Raw genomic sequence first — 20,156 nt, 5'->3', positions numbered from 1 at the left:
TTGAAGTTTCTCTTCAAGGAACTCATATCCCCTGTCAAGATGGTACACTCTTGAAATTTTTGTTTGTCCAGTTGCAGCTAATCCCGCTGTAACAAGCGCAGCAGCAGCTCGAATATCTGGAGCCATGACGGGTGCGCCTGATAGCTTTGGAACGCCGTTTATGCTGATTCTGTTAGTTTTTAATTTTATGTCTGCACCTAGACGCTGCAATTCGCTGATATACATAAATCTGTCAGAGAAGATATTTTCATTGATGATGCTTTTTCCTTCCGCAGTTGAAAGAAGAGCTGCAAAAAGTGGCTGCAAATCGGTAGGAAAAGCAGGATAGGGATTGGTTGAGATCTCGATTGACTTCTTCTTACCTTTATTATAAATTGTTATCGAATCCCCCTCGACATCAACGGTGAATCCAATATCCCGAAGTTTATTCAGAACAATTCCAGAGTGCTCTGGCATACAATTCGTAACGGTTATTCTTCCATTTGTAATAGCTCCTGCAACGAGAAGCGTTCCAACCTCGATCCTGTCCGGAATGAGAGTGAAATCAACCGGATGAAGTTCTTTCACACCATGGACAGTTATCATTTCTGCTCCATGTCCTTCGATCTGCGCTCCCATTTTGTTAAGAAAATTTGCAAGACTGCTTATCTCAGGCTCACATGCCGCATTCTGAATAACGGTCTTTCCTTCAGCAAGTACAGCAGCCATAAGTACATTTGCTGTAGCGCCGACTGTTTTATTCTCAAAATAGATTTGTGCACCCGTCAAACCCTTTGATCGTGCATAGATATAACCGTGTTTGATCTGAATGGAAACACCGAGTTTATGAAGTGCTTCAAGATGATAATCGATTGGACGGGCTCCAAGAGCACAACCACCGGGGAATGAAACTTTTGCTTCACCGCAGCGCGCAAGCAGGGGACCGAGAGCATAGATCGAAGCACGCATTGTCTTCACAAGTTCATAAGGGGCTTCGTGATTTTTCTTATCCTTCGTAATAATATGTAGTTCATGATCAGTGAATTCCGCTTGGGTGCTGATGGTTTGAAGAAGCTTTACCATAGTTCGAATGTCAGCAAGGTTTGGCACATTTGTTATATGATATTCACCATCAGCGAGGAGTGTTGCAGCCAGAATTGGGAGTCCGGCATTTTTTGATCCATTTGCTCTAACAGTTCCTGATAACTTCCGTCCACCGCGCACTAAAATTTCATCCATTGTGTAACCAACTTCTAAGCATTATTTTTGAGAATGACAACTCGGTCGAAATCATTGTAGTCTTTTTTCGTGTCAATCATTTTGTAGTTATATTGTTTTGCCAAATTCATAAGCCCCTCTTTTTGATATGCACCGATCTCAAAGAATATTAATCCATCAACTTTCAGATATTTTTTTGCATCTTTGAGAATATTGTTATAGAACTCAAATCCGTTCTCTCCGGCAAAGAGTGCTTCTCTTGGTTCGTGTTCTTTGATCTCTTTTGGCAACTCATTGAATTCTTTTTCACGTATATATGGCGGGTTTGATATGATGCAATCATAAGAGCTGGAAATATTTTCAAACAAGTCTGATATCAATAATGTAATATCATCAATTTCGTTCTTGTCACTATTCCGTTTTGCAATTTCAAGGGCTTTTTCAGAAATATCTGTTGCAAGGACCGATATTTTTTTTGGAGATTTTTTAAACGAATCAACAATTGCGATCGGGATGTTTCCCGAACCTGTTCCAATATCAAGAAGATGCCATTCAATCTGATTAGATTCTTTTATAAAAGATATGACAGCGTCAACGAGGATTTCCGTTTCGGGACGCGGAATAAGTACCCCCTCCTCAACAAAAAAAGGAAGTCCGAAAAATTCTGTTTTTCCGATCAGGTATTGAATCGGGTAATGAGAAGCACGGCTTTTAATGAGTTTTTTTATATATGACAATTCCTTTTCAGAAAGAGGTTTGTCATACTTAAGATACAGGTCGAGACGGGAGCAATCCAGTACATGGGCAATGAGCAATTCAGCATTCAGATGAGGAGAGGTGATTTCCTTTTCAGTGAAATAGTCTGATGTCCAGAAGAGTACGTCCTTGACGTTCCACGTTTTTTTTTCCTGTGATGTCATAGAATGAGTAAAGAAAGAGATTGTTAATTATTGTCAAATTTATGTCGGATTTGATGGTAACGATGATAGAAAATAATTGTTTAAAAAAGACGCACACCTTGCGATGTGCGCCTACACATATATTGTTTGAATACGGAGACTATCTCATGAGCACCATTTTCTTGGTGATCTGCTTTTCTTTTGTCTCAAGTCTGTAGAAATAAACCCCATTAGCAACTGTCTTCTCATGATTATCTTTTCCATCCCACTTGAAGTTGATAACAGAACCTTTCGGGCTGATTTCCGGAATGAATGTTTTCACGAGCTGTCCCTTGATGTTATAGATCTTTAACTCAGCATTCTGGCTGTGCGATGGAATTGAGAATGAGATGGTTGTTGCACCAACAAATGGATTCGGAAAATTCTGATTAAGTGTGAGGTGATTGATCGTAACCGGATCATCATTAGCTGTTACAGGTATTTCATAACTGGAGGATGGATCACCGACAAGGATATCATCGACATAGATACCATCTTCGTTCACATAGCCGTCGGAATCCATAACGAATCGGATGTAGACCTGTGGTTCTCCAGCAAAGTCTGAGAGATCAGATGTCTCTGCCACCCAGTCTGCTTGCGTGCCGTCATAAACTGGTTCGTTGGGCGGCTGGAAGCTGCCTGCACCTGGTTCTGTATATTCACCTTCAAGAGCAGTCCATGTCGAACCGTCTGTCGATGCCTGGACTTGAGCATAGTCCCAATCGTCTGCTTCGATTTCCCATTTAGTGTTAAAGAACAGGCTTGCAGTTCCAGTATAACTGACAAGACTAATTGGCTGATCAAGCTGAAGGATTGCAGTTCTCCAAGAGGTATAATTGCCTGTAGGACTATCTGTAAAGGAGTGAGTCGGTGATACATAAGCAGTGCTTGTTGTGTTCCAATCTGCTGATGTCCACTGGCTAAGCCCTTCTTCAGCGTCGTCAAATAGCTGAGCGGAACCGAGATGATAATCATATTCATCATCTCCGTTAACAACAAAGGTGCCATGATACGGTACGTGACCCTCTGCAGTTACATAGAGTTCATATATGAAATGAGGAAGGCTGACTTCATAGCTGCCTGCATCTGTCTGAACTGATGCATATTCTTCACCATTATCACTCCTCACATAAGAAAGCGTTGCACCGGTTAGCATCATAAAATCGCTGAATACATGACCACTTATAAAACCGCTTTCCACAGGATTGATAACGATATCATGAGCATTGGCACCGTATCCAAGAAAATAACCATTCTCCTGATATGGATCAAAACCCCATTTTGCAATGTAAATATCATAGTAATCAACGGTGTAATCTTCACCGGATGCATATATGCCTGATGCATCTGTCGTAGAAACGAATACAGGATCATCATTTTGAGGATTTGCACCTTGCTCGTAGAAACGAACTTCTGCATTTGAAACCGGTGTGCTGTTTCCGCTTTCTGTAACAATACCGCACACATTTCCATAAGCAACAATAACAGGGAAGGTATGCTGGTAGATGTTGTATCCTGATTTAGCAATCGCTGCTTCGACAGGTATCATTGTTGTGGGAGTTACATCATAAACGATCATTTCAGCAAGGCTAAAACCAAGACCGTCAACGTCAATCCAAAGTGTGAATCCGCTTTCGACAGCATCAGCTTCAATTGTCCCCTCAAGATTGAGAGCAAATGTGTCTTCTAATCCGAAATCAGTTGTGACGCCTAAGGTGGGATTTGTAAAATCAAGAGCTGTTACATTTACTTCCTCATGGAAGAGATAATAATCATCTCCAGGATTTTGCCCAAAGATCTGCAGTGTCGGTCCATATTGATAATTTACATTAATTAAGGCCGTTCCCGTAACGTCTGTTACTTCTATATTAGATGTATAATCAAGACCTTCTGCCCATACATTTACTCCAGCTTGCGGCGTAATACTGTCTGGTGCCATGACTTCCACTGTTATCTGAGTTGGAACATTCACATTTATGGTTCCGGGAGTTAAATTCACGATACTGGCAGTTACGACAATATCTCCAACATATTTATAATAATTATGAGAGACGATCGCGATATGAATGATACCTGCCTCAGATGGCACATTGTCGAAATAGACAGTTCCTAATCCCAAGACATTCACCGTGGCAAATCCATAGATAGTATCATCATCATAGACGACCACTCGTGAACCGCCAGGAGCGGCTACGTCTAAGCTTGGAACACCAGCCATAATGGTTTGAGGGTAGATTGGAGTAAGATTGGAAGGATTTTCAGTCCAGAGTTCGAGAGCTGGATCTCCGAATTCATTAAGCTGGTAATAGCACCATCTAATGAGTTCGTCTGTATTAATGAATGGAAGTGTTTGTTCTTTCGAGAGCTGGTTTGCACCGCTGACAGAATACACACCCGTGTCAAAATAGACATCGATGTATTGTCTGTGGAAATGCTGAGAAGCACCGTCTGTACCTCCCTGCTGACCCCAGCCGTATCTGCTGTTACCAACAAATGCAGAAGCAGCGGTAGACATGTTTGTTATTACTTCCATGAAACAATCAGATCCAAAATACCCGGAAGAAGTTCTGTTGTCAATCGAACCGGAGTAACATGCTTGTGAATATCCATTATAAAAACCACTTGTGATTCCGTCGTTAGTAAGATTGTAAGTTGTCAGGTTAGAATTATCGATATTTAGGCAGTGAGTAGTTGAACCGTGTCCAAGGTGATTAAGGAAATTAGGACCAAGATTTAATTCATTATAGAGGTCATTTGAAGACCAGTTATAGTTGATTTGATAGAGTTTTGTAATTGTCCAGCTAGCAGGAATGCCGACAGTAGTATATCCATTTGAGGAGCTTCCGGTTAGAAGTTCATCCATATAGGTCCCACCATATGTTCCGGGCCAGAGATTTTCACCAACCAAAAGAGTTGTTTCCTGTGCGCCAAGTATGGGCTCTTCAAGATATTTTTGTATCTTGTTAATCTGATTGGCGATCTCGGTACTGTTATTAGCAGTGATCCTTCCGATATAAACCTCTGCAAGCATGTCCGCTTCGTTCTCTTCACCCCAGAGAGAGTTGTTATTGTTATTCCAGTCAGGTCCGGAACCAGGTGCAGCAGATCTGTCAAGACAGCCGTAATAAAGATCGGCAGGAATGTCATCGTCATCATATCCGTATCCCGGATCGACATACATTCCTCTATCAGGGATAATATCGGTATCTGCTCCAAGAAGGACATATTTCACAGGATAATCTGTGTATTCAGCTATGATATAATTTCGAATCTGATCTGCCACATCAACACCCGGGTAACCAAGCATAATATCGCTAACAAGTTCAATATGTGTTTTCAGTCCTCTCATTGCATGAAAATCTGCAAGAACCTGATAGTCATCTTCGAAAGCACTGCTGGTAATAATGATATAATCATAACCATCTGCTTTGGATTGGGGAACAGAATATGTGTCGATCATATCGATATTATCAACGAGGGCAGCTAGTCTTGTTTCTACATCATAATTTCTATGTAAAAATTTTTGTGCCTGATTAGCGGCATCCCTGTAAGAAGTTTCAACCGTAACAACTGCCTTTTTGAAATAACTCAATTCTCGTGTTGAGGGTTTGTAAGAAATTGGTGTAAGGGCGAAAGAACCTACAGAGTATCCAGCAAGATAATGTGTATTTGGAATGTTATGCTGTGATGTTGGGAAAGCATTGTCACTTGTGTAGATTGTTTCATCAGGCGGAGTGAATTCTGCTTGATCTAATAAAGAGAGGGGCATTGGCTGTTGTTTCGGGAAGACTTTGTAGAAACCAAGATCGATTTGTTCGGAAAATTTTATCGACAGTTTTGAGATTTCCTGGTTCTGAGGGAGGAGTAAAACCACTCCCTGGTATGGAATTGATGGCTCGCCTGGATTTCCCAGATGGTAGCTATCATCCATCTGTAGGATGGCGTATTCTCCATCGACCACTATCTCTGGACTATCAAAGTAGTACGTCTGTGTTATTACATCAGAAAAACAAAGAGATGTGATAGTTAATAAAAGGATAAGGACACCTAGTTTTTTCATGTTTTCCACCTATGATATTATTTTTTTAAATTTCCGTTATCAAAAATAATTGTATTATCGATTTTTATTTTTTTATTAAGCATATAGAACTGGGCGATCATACTGGAATCGATATTCGTTGCTTCCAATTCATCCCACCCGATTTGCAGGGTAAGCCCACCATAGATCTTAGTATTTATATATGGATGGTGAATGTTCGAATGCAATGCGGGATTTATACCAATGGTAAATGAACCCACCACATCCTTATCACCTATGGCATTTGTAAAAAGTGTGTGCAGTTTATCATTATCAGTCCTGGATTTCATTTCAATAACTTTATTATCACGGATGATGATATCGATATCCTCGAACATTGTATCGAAAAGGTAGGCAAAATCTGTGTGGAAATTACCATTTATATTACCATTTTCAAGCAGACCTACAACAAGACCACCAGGAAGTTCTGAGTCAGATGCAAGTTTATTTGCAATACCATCTTTGATCTGTAATACTCGCTCGTGCGGAAGAGAGATGTTTAGCAGGCTGCCGTTTCCGTCTTCAATTGAAATGGTTTTCGAGGTCTTGAGCAAATCTTTAATGAGATGACAGCTTTTTGTAAGATCCTCGGGTCTTTCGTTGAGTGCACGCCAATACATTTCACTACGCTGTTCAGCATCAGCTTTCTGGAAATTATTATAAATCGTATCGATGGTGAGAAATCGCACATCTGTTTCATAGGTCTTGCGAACATTTTCTCTTTTTGCTTCTTCGATTAGATTGCTTTTCTCGATCAGTTCTTCACTAAAAACATTATCATCAACTTCATCAAAGAATTCACCGGAGAAAATAATATGCGCATCGATATCTTTGATCAGAAAATCGCTGATGACATCCTTGGTTGCATAGGGTAGGGGAACGTGGCGAATGAAATTAGCTTCCATACGTTTTGTCCAGAATATAGGAATTGCATATGCGCCCTGTCGAGCGATCTCGACCATCAGATCTTCAACCAGTTTTCTATGCATCGGTTGGTAGCTGATCACGACCTTTTCATTTTCTTTTATTCCAAGATTTTGTGTGATGATCTTGTTAGCAATATCCTTGAAACGTATTTTTATGATTCGTTCTCTTCGCCAGTCTTCGATCTCCTGATTAAGAACCGTATGGATTATATTGCTTTTACTGAGGTCAACTTCTCCGAGAGAGACGTCAACGAAATAGTTCTTTGCTACTGCTCTATAATATTTTTTTACTGTTCCTCGAACATGTTGAGAGTCTACGAGTTCAATAAGTCCAGCGCTTTCCAGCTGTTGCATGTCATACCAGAGTGCATTCGGTTTGATCTTGAATTTCAGTGCCAGTTCCTGGGCTGTATATTCCCTATCCACAAGATGACGAAGGATCTTCAGTCGTCTGTCCGATGAAAGGGTTTTAATGCCTTTGAGCGTTGAGATGTAAAAAATTTCCTGCATAGAGTTACACTTTCTTCATACATGCAGGGGAAGAGAGCGGGAGTATTTCATCCCGCAAGCCCTGCAAATAATTTTACTTCAATAAGAGTAATTTCTTTGTAATATCTTTCTTATCTGTTGAGAGTCTGTAGAAATAAACTCCATTTGCTACCGGTTTATTTGAACTGTCTTTTCCATCCCATTCAAAAGTGAAGTGGGGACCTTCATCGATAATAGGGGTATAGGATTTAACGAGTTGTCCTTTGATGTTGTAGATCGAGAGTTCGGCTTTTTGAATATTCTGAGGTAACGCGAAGGAGAAAGTGGTTGTTGATTTAATAGGATTCGGGAAGTTCTGATGGAGAGACACAGTCTGAACCGGACGAGGATCATCATTACTTACGATCGGAATCTCGTAACTAGTTGAAGGATCGCCAATAAGCACATCATCGACATACCATCCATAGAAATTATGGACGGAATAATCAGAAGCAAATGTCCATCTCAATGTAGCTGTGTTACCAGCATATGCAGAGAGGTTGAATTCTTCCTGTTCCCATTCAGATATTTGACCACCAAAACCCTGGTTGTCGAGAGCGCTGATATTGCCGTCATACCCACCTTCTGGAATAATGAGGTTATACCCTACACCACCATTCGTGGATATCATAACATTACCACCATCGTAAAGCGTGGTTGAGCCTTCAAAGTTATAGTAATGCCAGAAGTATAAGGTTGCGTCTGTTGGAACGGTGAATTCCGGAGAGTTCAGATGCCAATCAACATTATCGAGATATGTTCCATTCAACACAGTTGCCCATAATTTAGTTCCAGAATGAGCAGTAATACCACCTGCCGTTGGTTCACCCCATTGCCAACCGGCTGTATTATCGCTAATAAAATCACCGTCATTTTGCTCGAAATCAGAGAAAAGAGCAGCATTCCCGAGATGGTAATCTATAACACTGTCTCCATTGATAAGTAATGAACCCGAATAGGGAACATAGCCAGGAGCGGAAAGATATACCTCGTAGCTGAAGTGGGGAAGCATTACGCTATATGTTCCGTCAGTGATATCAACGGAAGCATATTCTTCACCATTATCCTGTCTATAGTAATGGATCGTACCGTTTGTGATAACGATAAAGTCAGCATAAACATCACCGCAAACATTTGCACTTTCAACAGGATCAAGTTGCATATCATGTGTATTTGCACCATATCCGAGGAAGTAACTCATCTCCTGATACGGATCGAATCCCCATTTATTTATATAAATATCATAATTATCAACTGTTTGTTCAGTTGTAACATTATAGAAACCGGATGAGTTTGTTGTTGCCGTGAATAATGGATCACCGTCCGGTGCAATGCCTTCTTCATAGAAACGTATCTCAGCGTTAGAAATAGGGGTTTGGGTATCACTGTCTGTAAGTGTTCCAGAAACTGTGCCGTATGCAACTATTACAGCAAATTCTTCTTCATAGACATCATATCCTGTTTTAGAAATCACAGCATAAACTGTTCCAACTTCATCAGGGATAATCAACAGTGAACTCTGGGTGGTGTTTGTGTAGTCACCGTCATTGAGTTTAGCCCAAAGCTCTGTGCCATCTTCTGTACAATATTGATTGAGTGTACCTTCGAGATTCATGGCGAGGGTATCATAAAGACCGAATGTAGTTGTGACATCTATATCAGGAGAAGTTAGACTTTGTGCAACCATACCCAATACTTCCTCAAAGAGAAGGAAATCTTCATCAGGACGTTGTCCAAGAATCTGTAGTGAGGGACCAAATGGATAATTTATTGAAAGGACTGCTTCTCCATTAGCATCTGTTACACTAACATTTGATGTATAGCCAAGTCCTTCAGCCCATACATTAACACCAACTTCAGGATTGATACCATCACTGTCCATCACGGTTACAGTAACGTTTGTTGCCTGGTTTGCATTTATGTTATCCGGTGTGACGTCAACCTGTACCGGTACAATGGCATCCAGAAGTGCGGTGTATGGAAGTGCATTATATGCGGTAACGGTAAGAGTCATCTGCCCCGGATCTGTCAAAGGTACATCAAGAGTAATTGTTGCATTTCCGAATTCATCAGTAAATCCGTGACCGTATAAAGTACCGTTCATATATAGACCAATGAGAGCAGATTCAACACCGACGACTTCTACATCATAGGTTGTTGAGCCGAGTGGAATGATCGGATTATGGTTGATGGTTAAAGCGACTGGCGTGTTCGTTCTCAATTTTACCGATGGATCTCCGAACACAGTCCAATACTTGAATTCATTTGTTCCACCAGAAAAATTCTCATCCATCATTTGCATAGCACCTGCAAAGTAGTAGTTACCAAGAGTAGTAACTTTTTCATTTATAAGGAACATATTTGCATGGTATTCACCTATCATTGGTGGTACCCAGCTTTGACTGATCACCGATGCATATACACCGATAGCTCCAGTCGGGACACCTGTAGAATTGTTCGTTGCCCTTGCCCAAGCTTCAGCAAAACATGTTGAGCTTATGAAATTACCATTCAGGCATGCTACACAAATGACTGATGGATACATATAATCATTTGTAAGTGCATTAATATTTGTATTTGAAAATCCGGTTGTTCCCCAGGAAGTTGTTGAACCATGACCACAATAATTAACTAAGCTGCGACCGTTGTTTATAGCATTTGAAACATCAGAAGCAGTTCCGGAAGGGTCATATATCTGGTCAACATGAGTATAGTTCCACGCCATTAATGAGTCGCGTATAATATTCATCATAACATAATCCGCCCAACCGTTATATCCGGTACCAGATCCTTGTGAAGATGCAACACCAGTTCCTTTGTGCATCCAGTCACCGGCGATAAGAGGGTTGGCTTCGTAAAAAAGTACTCTGTCAACCTGGGTTTCAACATGTGTTTCGTTCTCAGCAGAGAATCTACCGATGAAAGCATCCGGATAGGTGTCTCCACCTTCAAGACATGCATAGAGCGGATCCTGGTTATTATTATAAGGTTTTACTTGAGGGGCATCACCAACAAGAAGAATGAATGCAAGATCCCAAGTGTCGTAAAGGCCTTGAATATACGTCTTGATGGTGTTATAATTATTTCCAAGCGTGCTGACATTCACGATTTGAGTGGGAATACCCTTTTTGTTTTTCCACTCAAGTAAGGGCTGCATTTCATCTGCAAAATCATCATAGGTTATGATCACCATCGATCCAACAGCCGGCGTAGGTGTATGACGATAATGTCGTGAAGCCTGTTCAAAGTTGATGAATTGAGTTTTATACACTTCAAGGAATGAAGAGACTACTGATTCACACTCGAATAGACCTTTATCCTTTGTGTTAATGTCACTTAAGCCATTCTCGGTAACTTTGATTCTGAGGTTTGTGTACACCCTAAGCTTTCGCTGTACAGGATTATACTGGAATGGTTGTACCTGAATACTCATGCCACGTGCATCACGGATGATGTAAGGATCATATGAAAATGCAAGGTCTTGAGGATACCACGCATCTTCTTGATACATTGCATTGAAGGTATAAGGGACATCGTCAGGATCGATTTCACGAGAGAAGCTGCCTTTTGAGGGCATAACATCGATGTTATCGAATTCAATATAATCCGATTGGGCAATAACTATTTCCATATTCGAACGTGGGGGTATCAAAACACTTCTGTTAATATGAGGTAATTCAGGATATCCTTTTTCAAGAAGTATTCCTTCATGAGGAATGGAGATTCTCGAATATGCTTTTCCGTCAATTATAACTTCCTCTTGAAAGAAGCCGTTGATCGTATATTCGAGATCGATAAGATTGTCGGTTGATGTGAGCACCTCTACGGCAACAGATTGATCTGAACTGCCATTGATGGCTACCCATGTTTGCTGTTCTGCAAAAAGAGCAGATGCAATGAACAGCAGACTAATTAGAATGACAAATTTTTTCATTGAGGGTCCTCCCTATCGTAACAATATCATTTTTTTAGTTAATTCTTTATTATCGGTGGTCAGTCTGTAGAAGTAAATACCATTCGCAACCGGTTTTTGGTTGATATCTTTTCCGTCCCACTGTATAACATGTGAAGGACCGGTAGATATATCCGGCTTGAATGTTTGTACAAGTTGACCTTTTATATTATAAATCTTTAATTCTGCTTTAGAGATATTAATAGGAAGCGAGAAGGCTATCGATGTTTTATCAAGAACCGGGTTCGGGAAGTTTTGCTGAAGTCTGGTGGAAACAACAGGTATTTCAGGATCGTTATCAAAATAGATCTCCTGCCAGCTTGAGTTTGGATCACCATAGAGCACATCGTCTATATACCAGCCATAATAATCATGAACTGAATAGTCAGTTCCAAAGTGCCATCTGAGGATAGCATTATCGCCAGTATATCCACTTATGTCGAACTCAACTTGTTCCCATTCATCTATTTGACCACCAAAGCCCTGTTCACCATCAAGTCCGCTAATACTACCTGAATATCCCCCTACTGGAGTGATAACGTTGAAACTCACACCTCCATTTGTTGAAAGAGATACATTGCCGCCATCGAAGTGGGTTGAAGTTCCTTCAAAGTCATAGTAATGCCAGAAGGTCAGGAAGCCATTACCACTTATCGAGAATTCTGGTGAATCAAGTGTCCAATCTGCATTATCTACACCGTAATAACCACCAAGAACTGTTGCCCAGCATTTCGTTCCGGAATGTGCAAATATCTCACCGCCTGATGGCATACCCCACTGCCAGCCATTTGAATTGTTACTGACAAAATCACCATCATTCTGCTCAAAATCTGCAAAGATAGCAGCACTGCCAAGATGATAATTTATACCCATGTCTCCTTCGACTGTGAGTGTACCAGAGTAGGGCACATGCTGAAGGGACGAGACATATACATTATACGTAAAGTTGGGAAGAACAACTTCATAGGTTCCATCACTTACTTCAACAGAAGCATATTCCTCTCCATTATCACTTCGGTAATAACTCAAGGTTCCTGTTGATAGAATTGCAAAATCACTCATAAGTTGTCCTGAAACCATACTGCTTTCAACAGGATCTATAACAATATCGTGCGTGTTTGAGCTGTAGTTCAGGAAGAAGTTCATCTCTTGATAAGGATCAAATCCCCAAATATCAATATAAATATCATAATAATCGACTGGATATTCTGATGTAATTTCATAGAAACCAGTTCCATCAGTTATATCGCTGAAGAGAGGTTCTTCTGTCGGATCGCCACCATGCTCATAGAATCGAACTTCAGCATTTGAGACTGCAACGGCATTATCCGAATCGGTAACATAACCGGATACTGTACCAAATACTTCGATCGTAGTGAAGGTCTCCTGATACATGTTGTAACCAGACTTCATAATTGCAGCTAAAATATCTGTTAAACAAGTCGGAGTGTATATAATTTCATCGGTTGTTGAGTAGATTGAACTATCCTTTTCAACAACATAGAGTCCATAGGTACATTCTGTTTCGTCTTGTGAGAAGAGTACTGTGCCCGGGAGATTGAGACCAAACGTGTCTTCAAGTCCAAAGGTTGTCGTAACCCAAATATCAGGATTGTTCAGATCCAATCCTCCAGTAATACCGAATGGTTCATCTACTAAATTATAACCGTCACCTGTTCTCCATCCAATAATATTGAGGATCGTATCTCCACCGTATTCGCCGCCAAAGTTCAAGGTGCAGCTACCTGATGCGTTTGTAATACCGGAAACTGTTCCATATACGCCGGGACCATTTACCTCAATATTGACGTTAGGAATTGGAGTTGTGCCGTCATCCTCAAAAACACCGATCGTTACATCGGTCAAAGTGTTAATTGGAATAGCGGGAGGATTAATGTTCACGACGGCAGGTGTAGCAACAATGACAGTCGAAATAACTGGCTGGAACTGAGGTTTTGTTACAATAATGTCAGCAGTTCCGGCAGTAGTGAATGGATCTATAGGGACAACAGCGCTTCCGAGGTCATTGGCAAGAGCAGCACCATGAAGCACACCATTCATAGAGATTGCTACATAAGAACCTGGATCAGCTTGAACTGTAAAACTTGTTGCACCGATAGGTAACAAACCAGGGAATGAAACTGCATTTATTTCAGCTTGTGTAAGATATGTGCATACGGACGGATCACCAAGAATGTTATATGCCTGCCAGTAATAAGTAGGATTGGAATGTTGAGGATAACCCTGTATGTCGACTTCCGTTACAGCAAGATTCCCGCAGAAAAGAACAGCATCATTACAGACATAGTCCGAAACAAATGGAGCGTCATAAGCACCCCATGATGTTTCATTATAGGTAGGAACGTAACCACCACCAGGAGTTGGGAAAGCACCCACTGCCCAGTAGAAATCTTCATACCAATATGAAGAAGGTGCAGATGCGATATAACCGATCGCTCCAGTTGGTTCTCCTGTTGTATTATGTGTTGCACGAGCCCATGTCTCACCGAAGCATTCACCATAACCAAAGTCACCGCTCAAACAGCAGTTCCCAATTGCAAGGGGCCACATTTCAACATTCGTGAGAGCATTCACCATTGATTGGCTCATATTGGGATTACTCCAGCTTGTCTGGCTTCCATGAGCAGTATAATTTATAAGGCTAAGACCATCATTGATTGTATCATAACAGCCGGTATATGACGTTAAATATGTATGAACATCATCAAAGCCATTAGCTGTATTGAAATAATTATTTGTACCATAATGCACAGTCGGCTGCCCAACACTTGGATTCCATGAGCCGTCAGCACCTGCGATCAATGTGACATTATCAAGGTATGATGGGTCAGAAAATTGATATTTTTCATAAGCAATTGTTCTGTCTATCTGTGTTTCAAGTTGACCAGTTGTGGTTGCAGAGAATCTGCCATAATACATTTCAGGGAACATATCCCCATCAACACTGCAATAATAGAGATCTGTAACCTTGTTTGTGGAAGATCCTGTTTCTGAAGGGATCTGACCTGTGTCACCCACAAAAAGTACAAAACTTGGAGCAGGATCGGAAGGGGTTCCTGCGTTATATTGGGTATGTATCCAGGTTTTGATCGCACTTACTGAGGTTCCGATTATATCAGTATAACCAACAATTACTTCGAATCCCTTTTGTGTTTTCCATTCGATGAAATCCTCAAGGGTTGTTTCAAACATTCTGTCAGCAACAATAAGGTATTTCACAGGATACGTTACAAGGTCGGGATGATTAGGATAACCATGATCACGACCATTAAAAAGTCTTTTATTAACTACATTAAAATAGGGTGAGTAAGTTGAAGATTTGATATATTCTGTTTCATTAATATCGGGATTTTGAAAGGTAACCTGCACCTGAATGTCGTTATAAACCTTGATAGTTTCTTTTACTGGATTATAGAGGACAGGTGCGATTACCAGACGACCGATACGATTATCACGTAAGGTGCCGAGTATTTCTACAGTTGCAAGTTCAGTTTCATTATACTCATTCCTTGTATATTCATCTTCGTTGAATTCAAACGTAACGGTTGAGGGATCAACACTTTTCGGATATGAAGGTTGAACAGGCATAATGCGGTTTGATATATGATAGTCAGAAAGTGAGTATTCGCTGACAGTATAATCAAGTACTTCTACTGATGCACTCGCACCGAAAGGTACTTCGATCAATTTCTTGATTGCAGGGAGTTTGGGTGAACCAATCTCTCCGATGAAATAGCCGTCAGTAATATTAAGTTCAGTAAATGTTCCTTTTTCGGATGAAATGTCTTGAGTAAAGATGTCAGAAAATTCAAAGGTGATATTAAGGTTGTAGTAGGAATTTTCATTGATCTCGAACTGTGTTTCTGTTTTGTCCAATGCGATTTTTGAATCGCTGGCATATACCATTGAAGCAACAAAAATCAACATCAGAAATAAAGCCAATGTTTTCTTCATTGAAAACCTCCGTTTTAAACATATTTTTTTCAAAGTTATTTTATTCAAAAAAATTTGATTAAAATTTCGGCACGCTCCATTGATTGTCAAGTGAAATCAATTTTTTATAATTATTTTTATATTTATTAATATAATATATCAATTTGAAATAGTTGACATTAATACATCATTATGCTTGCTTTTGTGCGAAGGTAAAGATCTATGGAAACAAAAAAAGTTCTCAAAAAATTGAAGGATGAACTCGGCAGCGTCATTTCAACTGTTGCCACCAAAGCAGAATTTGCAGCAAAATTATCTAAGCTGAAACTTGAGATTGCACAGAAGAATCTGAAAGTGAGCAGCATCATGAAAGATATTGGTGTATATGTATATAACAGGAAAAACGAGTTCAAACAGGATTCGTATATATCAAACGTTATCACAGAGATCGAGGAAATGAAGCAGGAGATCGAGGACCTTAAAACGAAAATAGCTGATTTAAGGATGCTTCATAAAGACAAACAAAAAACCCCAGGACAATCAACCAAACATAAAGAAGCGTAACCCTATTGAAAAGGATCATGGCTCTGGATTACGGAGAGAGACGTATCGGCATAGCTCTTTCAGATGAAGATCAGCTTATTTCTTTTCCCTTTCGGACAATCGATACCAGAAAGACTCCTGATGTTGTTAAAGAGATCGTTGGAATTATCAAAGAACAGGATGTCGGAGCAGTTATTATTGGAAATCCCTTAACCGATGAAGGATGTGATTCAAAAAAATCTAAGGATATAAAAGCTTTTACCCAGATGCTGTCTCATCATATATCAGTATCAATTACTTTATGGGATGAATCTTTCACAACAAAACAAGCGCTTGCCGTAATGAACAAAGCAAGTAAAAAATTAAAAAAAAACAGAGACGCCGTTGATCAGCTCGCTGCATCGCTCCTTCTTAAAGATTACCTGGAATCCCAATAAGTTCGATCATAATGAAAAAAATATTTTTTATCACTTTAGTCCTTGTGCTTTTCTATTTCTTTTTTTACACTATTTGGAGTTTATATGAAAAACATCCCATTCTTAATGAGACAATCGATATTCCAAAAGGATCTTCGGTTTTTCAAATTGCAAAGAAACTTGAGCAAAAAAGGATTATATCTTCTGCCCCCCTGTTTATCATTGCAAATAAGTTATTACCAAAAGATTGCAATATTCGGTATGGTAAATTTAATTTTACTGGCAAGTATTCTTTTATGGAGGTATTGCATAAACTCACCAGCGGAGAAGTGGTCACAAATAAGATAACAATTCCAGAAGGTTATACTGTTCGACGTATAGCCAGTTTATTCGATAGAAGCGGTCTTGCTGATTATTCCATATTCATGGAGCTATGTTCTGATTCAGCATTCATAGACAGTATCGATGTGCCGATTTCAAACCTAGAGGGATTTCTTTTTCCCGAAACCTACTATATTCCTTATTTTGCTGATGAGAAATATATCATATCTATGATGGTGGATAATTTTTTTCTGCAATTCGAAGAAGTTCACCCAAACCCCATAACTTTTGATTCATTATACCAAATTCTGATCATGGCGTCGATAGTCGAGCGGGAGGCAATTTATGATGATGAGCGACCGCTTATTGCAGGAGTGTATAACAAAAGATTGAAAGAAAATATGCTTCTTCAGGCAGATCCAACCGTTGCATATGCCCTGGAGTTAAATCGTATTTCAAGAAAGAAAATATACTACGATGATCTTAAGATCCAGTCGGATTACAATACATATTTATATCGAGGACTCCCACCAACGCCAATCTCCAATCCGGGTATTCAATCAATTCTTGCAGCAATTCATCCCCAGGATACCGATTTCCTTTTCTTTTTTGCAGGAAAGAACAAACGGCATATTTTTTCAAAAACCTATAGAGAGCATTTAAAGAAACTTAATAGAATTTAATAGAGTATTTTTTGTAGCGGAATTGTGGTTGAATGTTTGGTCTCAGTAAGGATGAAACCTGAAGATTGAAGTTAGAAACCGGAGAGGATGATATCGTTTTTGCTGATTATCGTACCTTAAGCATTTTTTGGGTATAGGTTTTTCCATCTAAAGTAATTCGATAGAAATACACACCTGCCGGAACATCTTGACCTGTTTGACTCTTACCATCCCATTGAGCAGTTACGACTGTATTTTCTGAGGAAGCCGATATAATTCTAACAAGCTGACCTTTGATGTTGTAGATGCCAACTACTATTTTGTCCATAGGTTTATGTGTGAGAGTGAAAGCGATAGTTGTGGTAACTGTAAATGGATTAGGATAATTCGTGGCTTCTGTTATTTCATTATATTGAGGTTCATCAACAGAAACAGAATTCATGACATAAAACGAGTACGCCATCGGTGCACCGATATAGGGATTGTTCTCACTACGATCGGAATTATCCGCTGCATGAATATAGTATTGAATAGTTGTACCATTCGGTTGCGCTGGAATATCCGCAGTAAAAGCATTGCCAAAAATAGGATTCAGGATAAGTTCGTTGAAATCAATATCTGTTGAACGCTTCCAATAGACAAGAAGAGAATCAAGGATCAGGGCTTCTCCGCTATATGGATAAATGCTTGCTATTATTGTTATGTCATCGGATGTGGTTACTGTGTCGGTCACAGGTATATGATAAATATAAAGCATACCCTGATCTGTAACTCCCATTGTCCGGCAGTGTAAAGCATCGGTTGACTGCCATGAACCTGTAAATCCCAATACTTCATAACCCGGCATTGCAGCTTCATACGATGCGATTGCTTGAGAATCATATGCACTTCCGGTGATTGGTACAAGAACTTTGTTATTAAGTATGAGAGAGTTTGTGTATGGTTGATTATTCGGGGTGTTAACTCGTGGGACTTCATAGTTTGTTCCATAGCAACTTGGCTGCGATTCGAAGTAATCAACTGCTGCTTCAATTTCATCATATTGGGAATGATAGGTTGGAACTTCACGAATGAGTATCTGAGTTGGACTGAGATATTTTCCCCAGCAGTCTACATGCTTGATGTATTCGCCGTTCACATCTGGAACAACGTGATAGGTTTCAATCCCAAGATAATCCTCCACAAGTGTATTGATCTCAGCATGGGATAAAGATGGATTCTCCTCCCAAACAAGATCTGTTGATACAGAAATCCCATGACCGTCTGTCATATAATTTCCACCAGTTGCAATAAGATTCATCAAATAATAATTAATACCAAAATATGTCGAGCACACAGATGGAACTGCATCGTCATTTGGGCGAGGTCTATTGTAGTCGAAATCAGTAATACCCGCCTCATTGTTACCATTAAAGATAAACCATGGACCATAGTCACGAATCCAATAGGTGTCGGTTGAAGTAATAATAAACTCGACATTGTCCATGTTCACGCCGGCATTATTAAAGGCATTATATGCGCTGGTTTGATTATATGAAGAAACGACGCAATAGACGATCACATCTTCTGCCATTTCAGCTACGATGGCAGTTGAAATGCCAAGAGGATAACGTACAAGAACACCCTGCATGGGTTCAAATTCTGATGGCTGACGAACTGGTGCTGGAGGTTCAAGGGTTGAGCGAGAACCTTTACCAATCTCATCAAGATAGAGAAGTTCTTCTTCAGTGAGCCAGATCGGCAACTCGCCAGGATGTTCCTCATACCATTTCTCGGCATGGGGGATTTCAGCGTAATGTATGTTAATTTTATTAACGGTATCTGCTAGTATAAAAGTGCTGAAGCAAAACAATAAAGTTATGATCAAAGAGAATTTCTTCATCAAACAACCTCGAAAATTTTAGTTTGGTTGGAAATTCTGGCGGGTGAATTTTTTGTCAATGCTCTTAATGAATAAAAAACTTGCTTTCAAATATTGTATCTTCATTTTCTTGTCAATTGCATGAATGAATAGTATTTTGTGTTGAGTAGAGAAATAAATTTATTGTTGTAGAATATGATTAAACGTTTTATAAAATTTACCATACGAGGATTAGTTGGAACCATTGTTGATACTGCTGTTCTATGGTTACTTACGACATACGCTTTTCACACGTACTTCACAAAATATATTCTTGCACCTTCCATATCATTTGAAATTGGTATTCTTGTAGGTTATGTCATTATATATTTTTGGATTTGGAATCATCGTGTGCTCAATAATTTTAAGGATTTTATGAGGAGAATTCCTAAATATAACCTGGCAGTTCTCTTTTCTTTTGGTGTAAAATTAGCACTTTTAAATATTATAAAACAGATCTTTCATTTTGATGTTGTGATCTGTAATTTGATCGCACTTTTCTTTTCCGGTTTCATTAATTTCTTTGCAAATGAGAAGATAATATTTAAAGAGAAAAAGCCGGTTATCGAAGACCTTTACGAAAATTTATAATCAAAACATCATAGAATAACCTTCCATAGCTTTGCCATAATTAACATACAGCATGGCGCTTACTTGATTTTCAATATCGTTAGCACTCTAAATAAAAGAGTGCTAATTTTTTATTTGACATTCGCTTGTGCCCGATTATATTATCCATTA

Annotated in this window: 11 protein-coding genes; 4 read left to right on the top strand and 7 right to left on the bottom strand. The window is 39.6% G+C overall.

Features of this window, described 5'->3' with window-relative positions:
* The 6 genes from murA to JW794_04440 all read right to left on the bottom strand — a co-directional run.
* The coding region (gene murA / locus JW794_04465) for a UDP-N-acetylglucosamine 1-carboxyvinyltransferase (protein ID MBN2017369.1) at window positions 1-1,218 on the bottom strand (1,218 nt) is incomplete at its 3' end.
* Window positions 1,219-1,232: 14 nt separating this feature from the next.
* Entirely contained in the window at window positions 1,233-2,117 is an 885-nt protein-coding gene (prmC, locus tag JW794_04460; protein MBN2017368.1) for a peptide chain release factor N(5)-glutamine methyltransferase, read from the bottom strand.
* 139 nt (window positions 2,118-2,256) lie between these two features.
* The gene (locus tag JW794_04455; GenBank protein MBN2017367.1) at window positions 2,257-6,195 is read right to left on the bottom strand and encodes a T9SS type A sorting domain-containing protein; all 3,939 of its coding nucleotides are present in this window, start codon (window positions 6,193-6,195) and stop codon (window positions 2,257-2,259) included.
* 17 nt (window positions 6,196-6,212) lie between these two features.
* Window positions 6,213-7,649, bottom strand: a complete 1,437-nt coding sequence (locus JW794_04450) for a winged helix-turn-helix transcriptional regulator (protein ID MBN2017366.1) — start codon at window positions 7,647-7,649, stop codon at window positions 6,213-6,215.
* Window positions 7,650-7,722: 73 nt separating this feature from the next.
* Complete coding sequence (locus tag JW794_04445; protein ID MBN2017365.1) at window positions 7,723-11,601, bottom strand: T9SS type A sorting domain-containing protein; 3,879 nt, start codon at window positions 11,599-11,601, stop codon at window positions 7,723-7,725.
* 12 nt (window positions 11,602-11,613) lie between these two features.
* Window positions 11,614-15,594, bottom strand: coding sequence for a T9SS type A sorting domain-containing protein (locus JW794_04440; GenBank protein ID MBN2017364.1), 3,981 nt, complete (start codon window positions 15,592-15,594; stop codon window positions 11,614-11,616).
* A 201-nt stretch (window positions 15,595-15,795) separates the two neighbouring features.
* Here JW794_04440 and JW794_04435 point away from each other — a divergent pair, with 201 nt between their 5' ends.
* The 3 genes from JW794_04435 to mltG are packed head-to-tail and all read left to right on the top strand — an operon-like array spanning window position 15,796 to window position 17,536.
* Window positions 15,796-16,137 (top strand): hypothetical protein, encoded by a 342-nt coding sequence (locus tag JW794_04435; protein MBN2017363.1) that lies wholly within the window; start codon window positions 15,796-15,798, stop codon window positions 16,135-16,137.
* Between the two features lie 17 nt (window positions 16,138-16,154).
* The gene (gene ruvX, locus JW794_04430) at window positions 16,155-16,553 is read left to right on the top strand and encodes a Holliday junction resolvase RuvX (protein ID MBN2017362.1); all 399 of its coding nucleotides are present in this window, start codon (window positions 16,155-16,157) and stop codon (window positions 16,551-16,553) included.
* 11 nt (window positions 16,554-16,564) lie between these two features.
* A complete protein-coding gene (gene mltG / locus JW794_04425; protein ID MBN2017361.1) occupies window positions 16,565-17,536 on the top strand; it encodes an endolytic transglycosylase MltG in 972 nt (323 codons plus the stop codon).
* 106 nt (window positions 17,537-17,642) lie between these two features.
* Here the strand turns inward: mltG and JW794_04420 are convergent, their stop codons facing one another.
* Window positions 17,643-19,397 (bottom strand): agmatine deiminase family protein, encoded by a 1,755-nt coding sequence (locus JW794_04420; GenBank protein MBN2017360.1) that lies wholly within the window; start codon window positions 19,395-19,397, stop codon window positions 17,643-17,645.
* 174 nt (window positions 19,398-19,571) lie between these two features.
* Here JW794_04420 and JW794_04415 point away from each other — a divergent pair, with 174 nt between their 5' ends.
* Window positions 19,572-20,006: a GtrA family protein gene (locus JW794_04415; GenBank protein ID MBN2017359.1), complete on the top strand. Its 435-nt coding sequence runs from the start codon at window positions 19,572-19,574 to the stop codon at window positions 20,004-20,006.
* Window positions 20,007-20,156 lie beyond the last annotated feature (150 nt).

Source organism: Candidatus Cloacimonadota bacterium (assembly GCA_016932035.1).
Lineage (GTDB): Bacteria > Cloacimonadota > Cloacimonadia > JGIOTU-2 > JGIOTU-2 > Celaenobacter.
This window is presented reverse-complemented; position numbering and strand designations above follow the sequence as displayed.

Coding starts and splice junctions, on each gene's coding strand:
- prmC (MBN2017368.1), bottom strand. CDS start 2,117: ATGACATCACAGGAAAAAAAAACGTGGAACGTCAAGGACGTACTCTTC.
- JW794_04455 (MBN2017367.1), bottom strand. CDS start 6,195: ATGAAAAAACTAGGTGTCCTTATCCTTTTATTAACTATCACATCTCTT.
- JW794_04450 (MBN2017366.1), bottom strand. CDS start 7,649: ATGCAGGAAATTTTTTACATCTCAACGCTCAAAGGCATTAAAACCCTT.
- JW794_04445 (MBN2017365.1), bottom strand. CDS start 11,601: ATGAAAAAATTTGTCATTCTAATTAGTCTGCTGTTCATTGCATCTGCT.
- JW794_04440 (MBN2017364.1), bottom strand. CDS start 15,594: ATGAAGAAAACATTGGCTTTATTTCTGATGTTGATTTTTGTTGCTTCA.
- JW794_04435 (MBN2017363.1), top strand. CDS start 15,796: ATGGAAACAAAAAAAGTTCTCAAAAAATTGAAGGATGAACTCGGCAGC.
- ruvX (MBN2017362.1), top strand. CDS start 16,155: ATGGCTCTGGATTACGGAGAGAGACGTATCGGCATAGCTCTTTCAGAT.
- mltG (MBN2017361.1), top strand. CDS start 16,565: ATGAAAAAAATATTTTTTATCACTTTAGTCCTTGTGCTTTTCTATTTC.
- JW794_04420 (MBN2017360.1), bottom strand. CDS start 19,397: ATGAAGAAATTCTCTTTGATCATAACTTTATTGTTTTGCTTCAGCACT.
- JW794_04415 (MBN2017359.1), top strand. CDS start 19,572: ATGATTAAACGTTTTATAAAATTTACCATACGAGGATTAGTTGGAACC.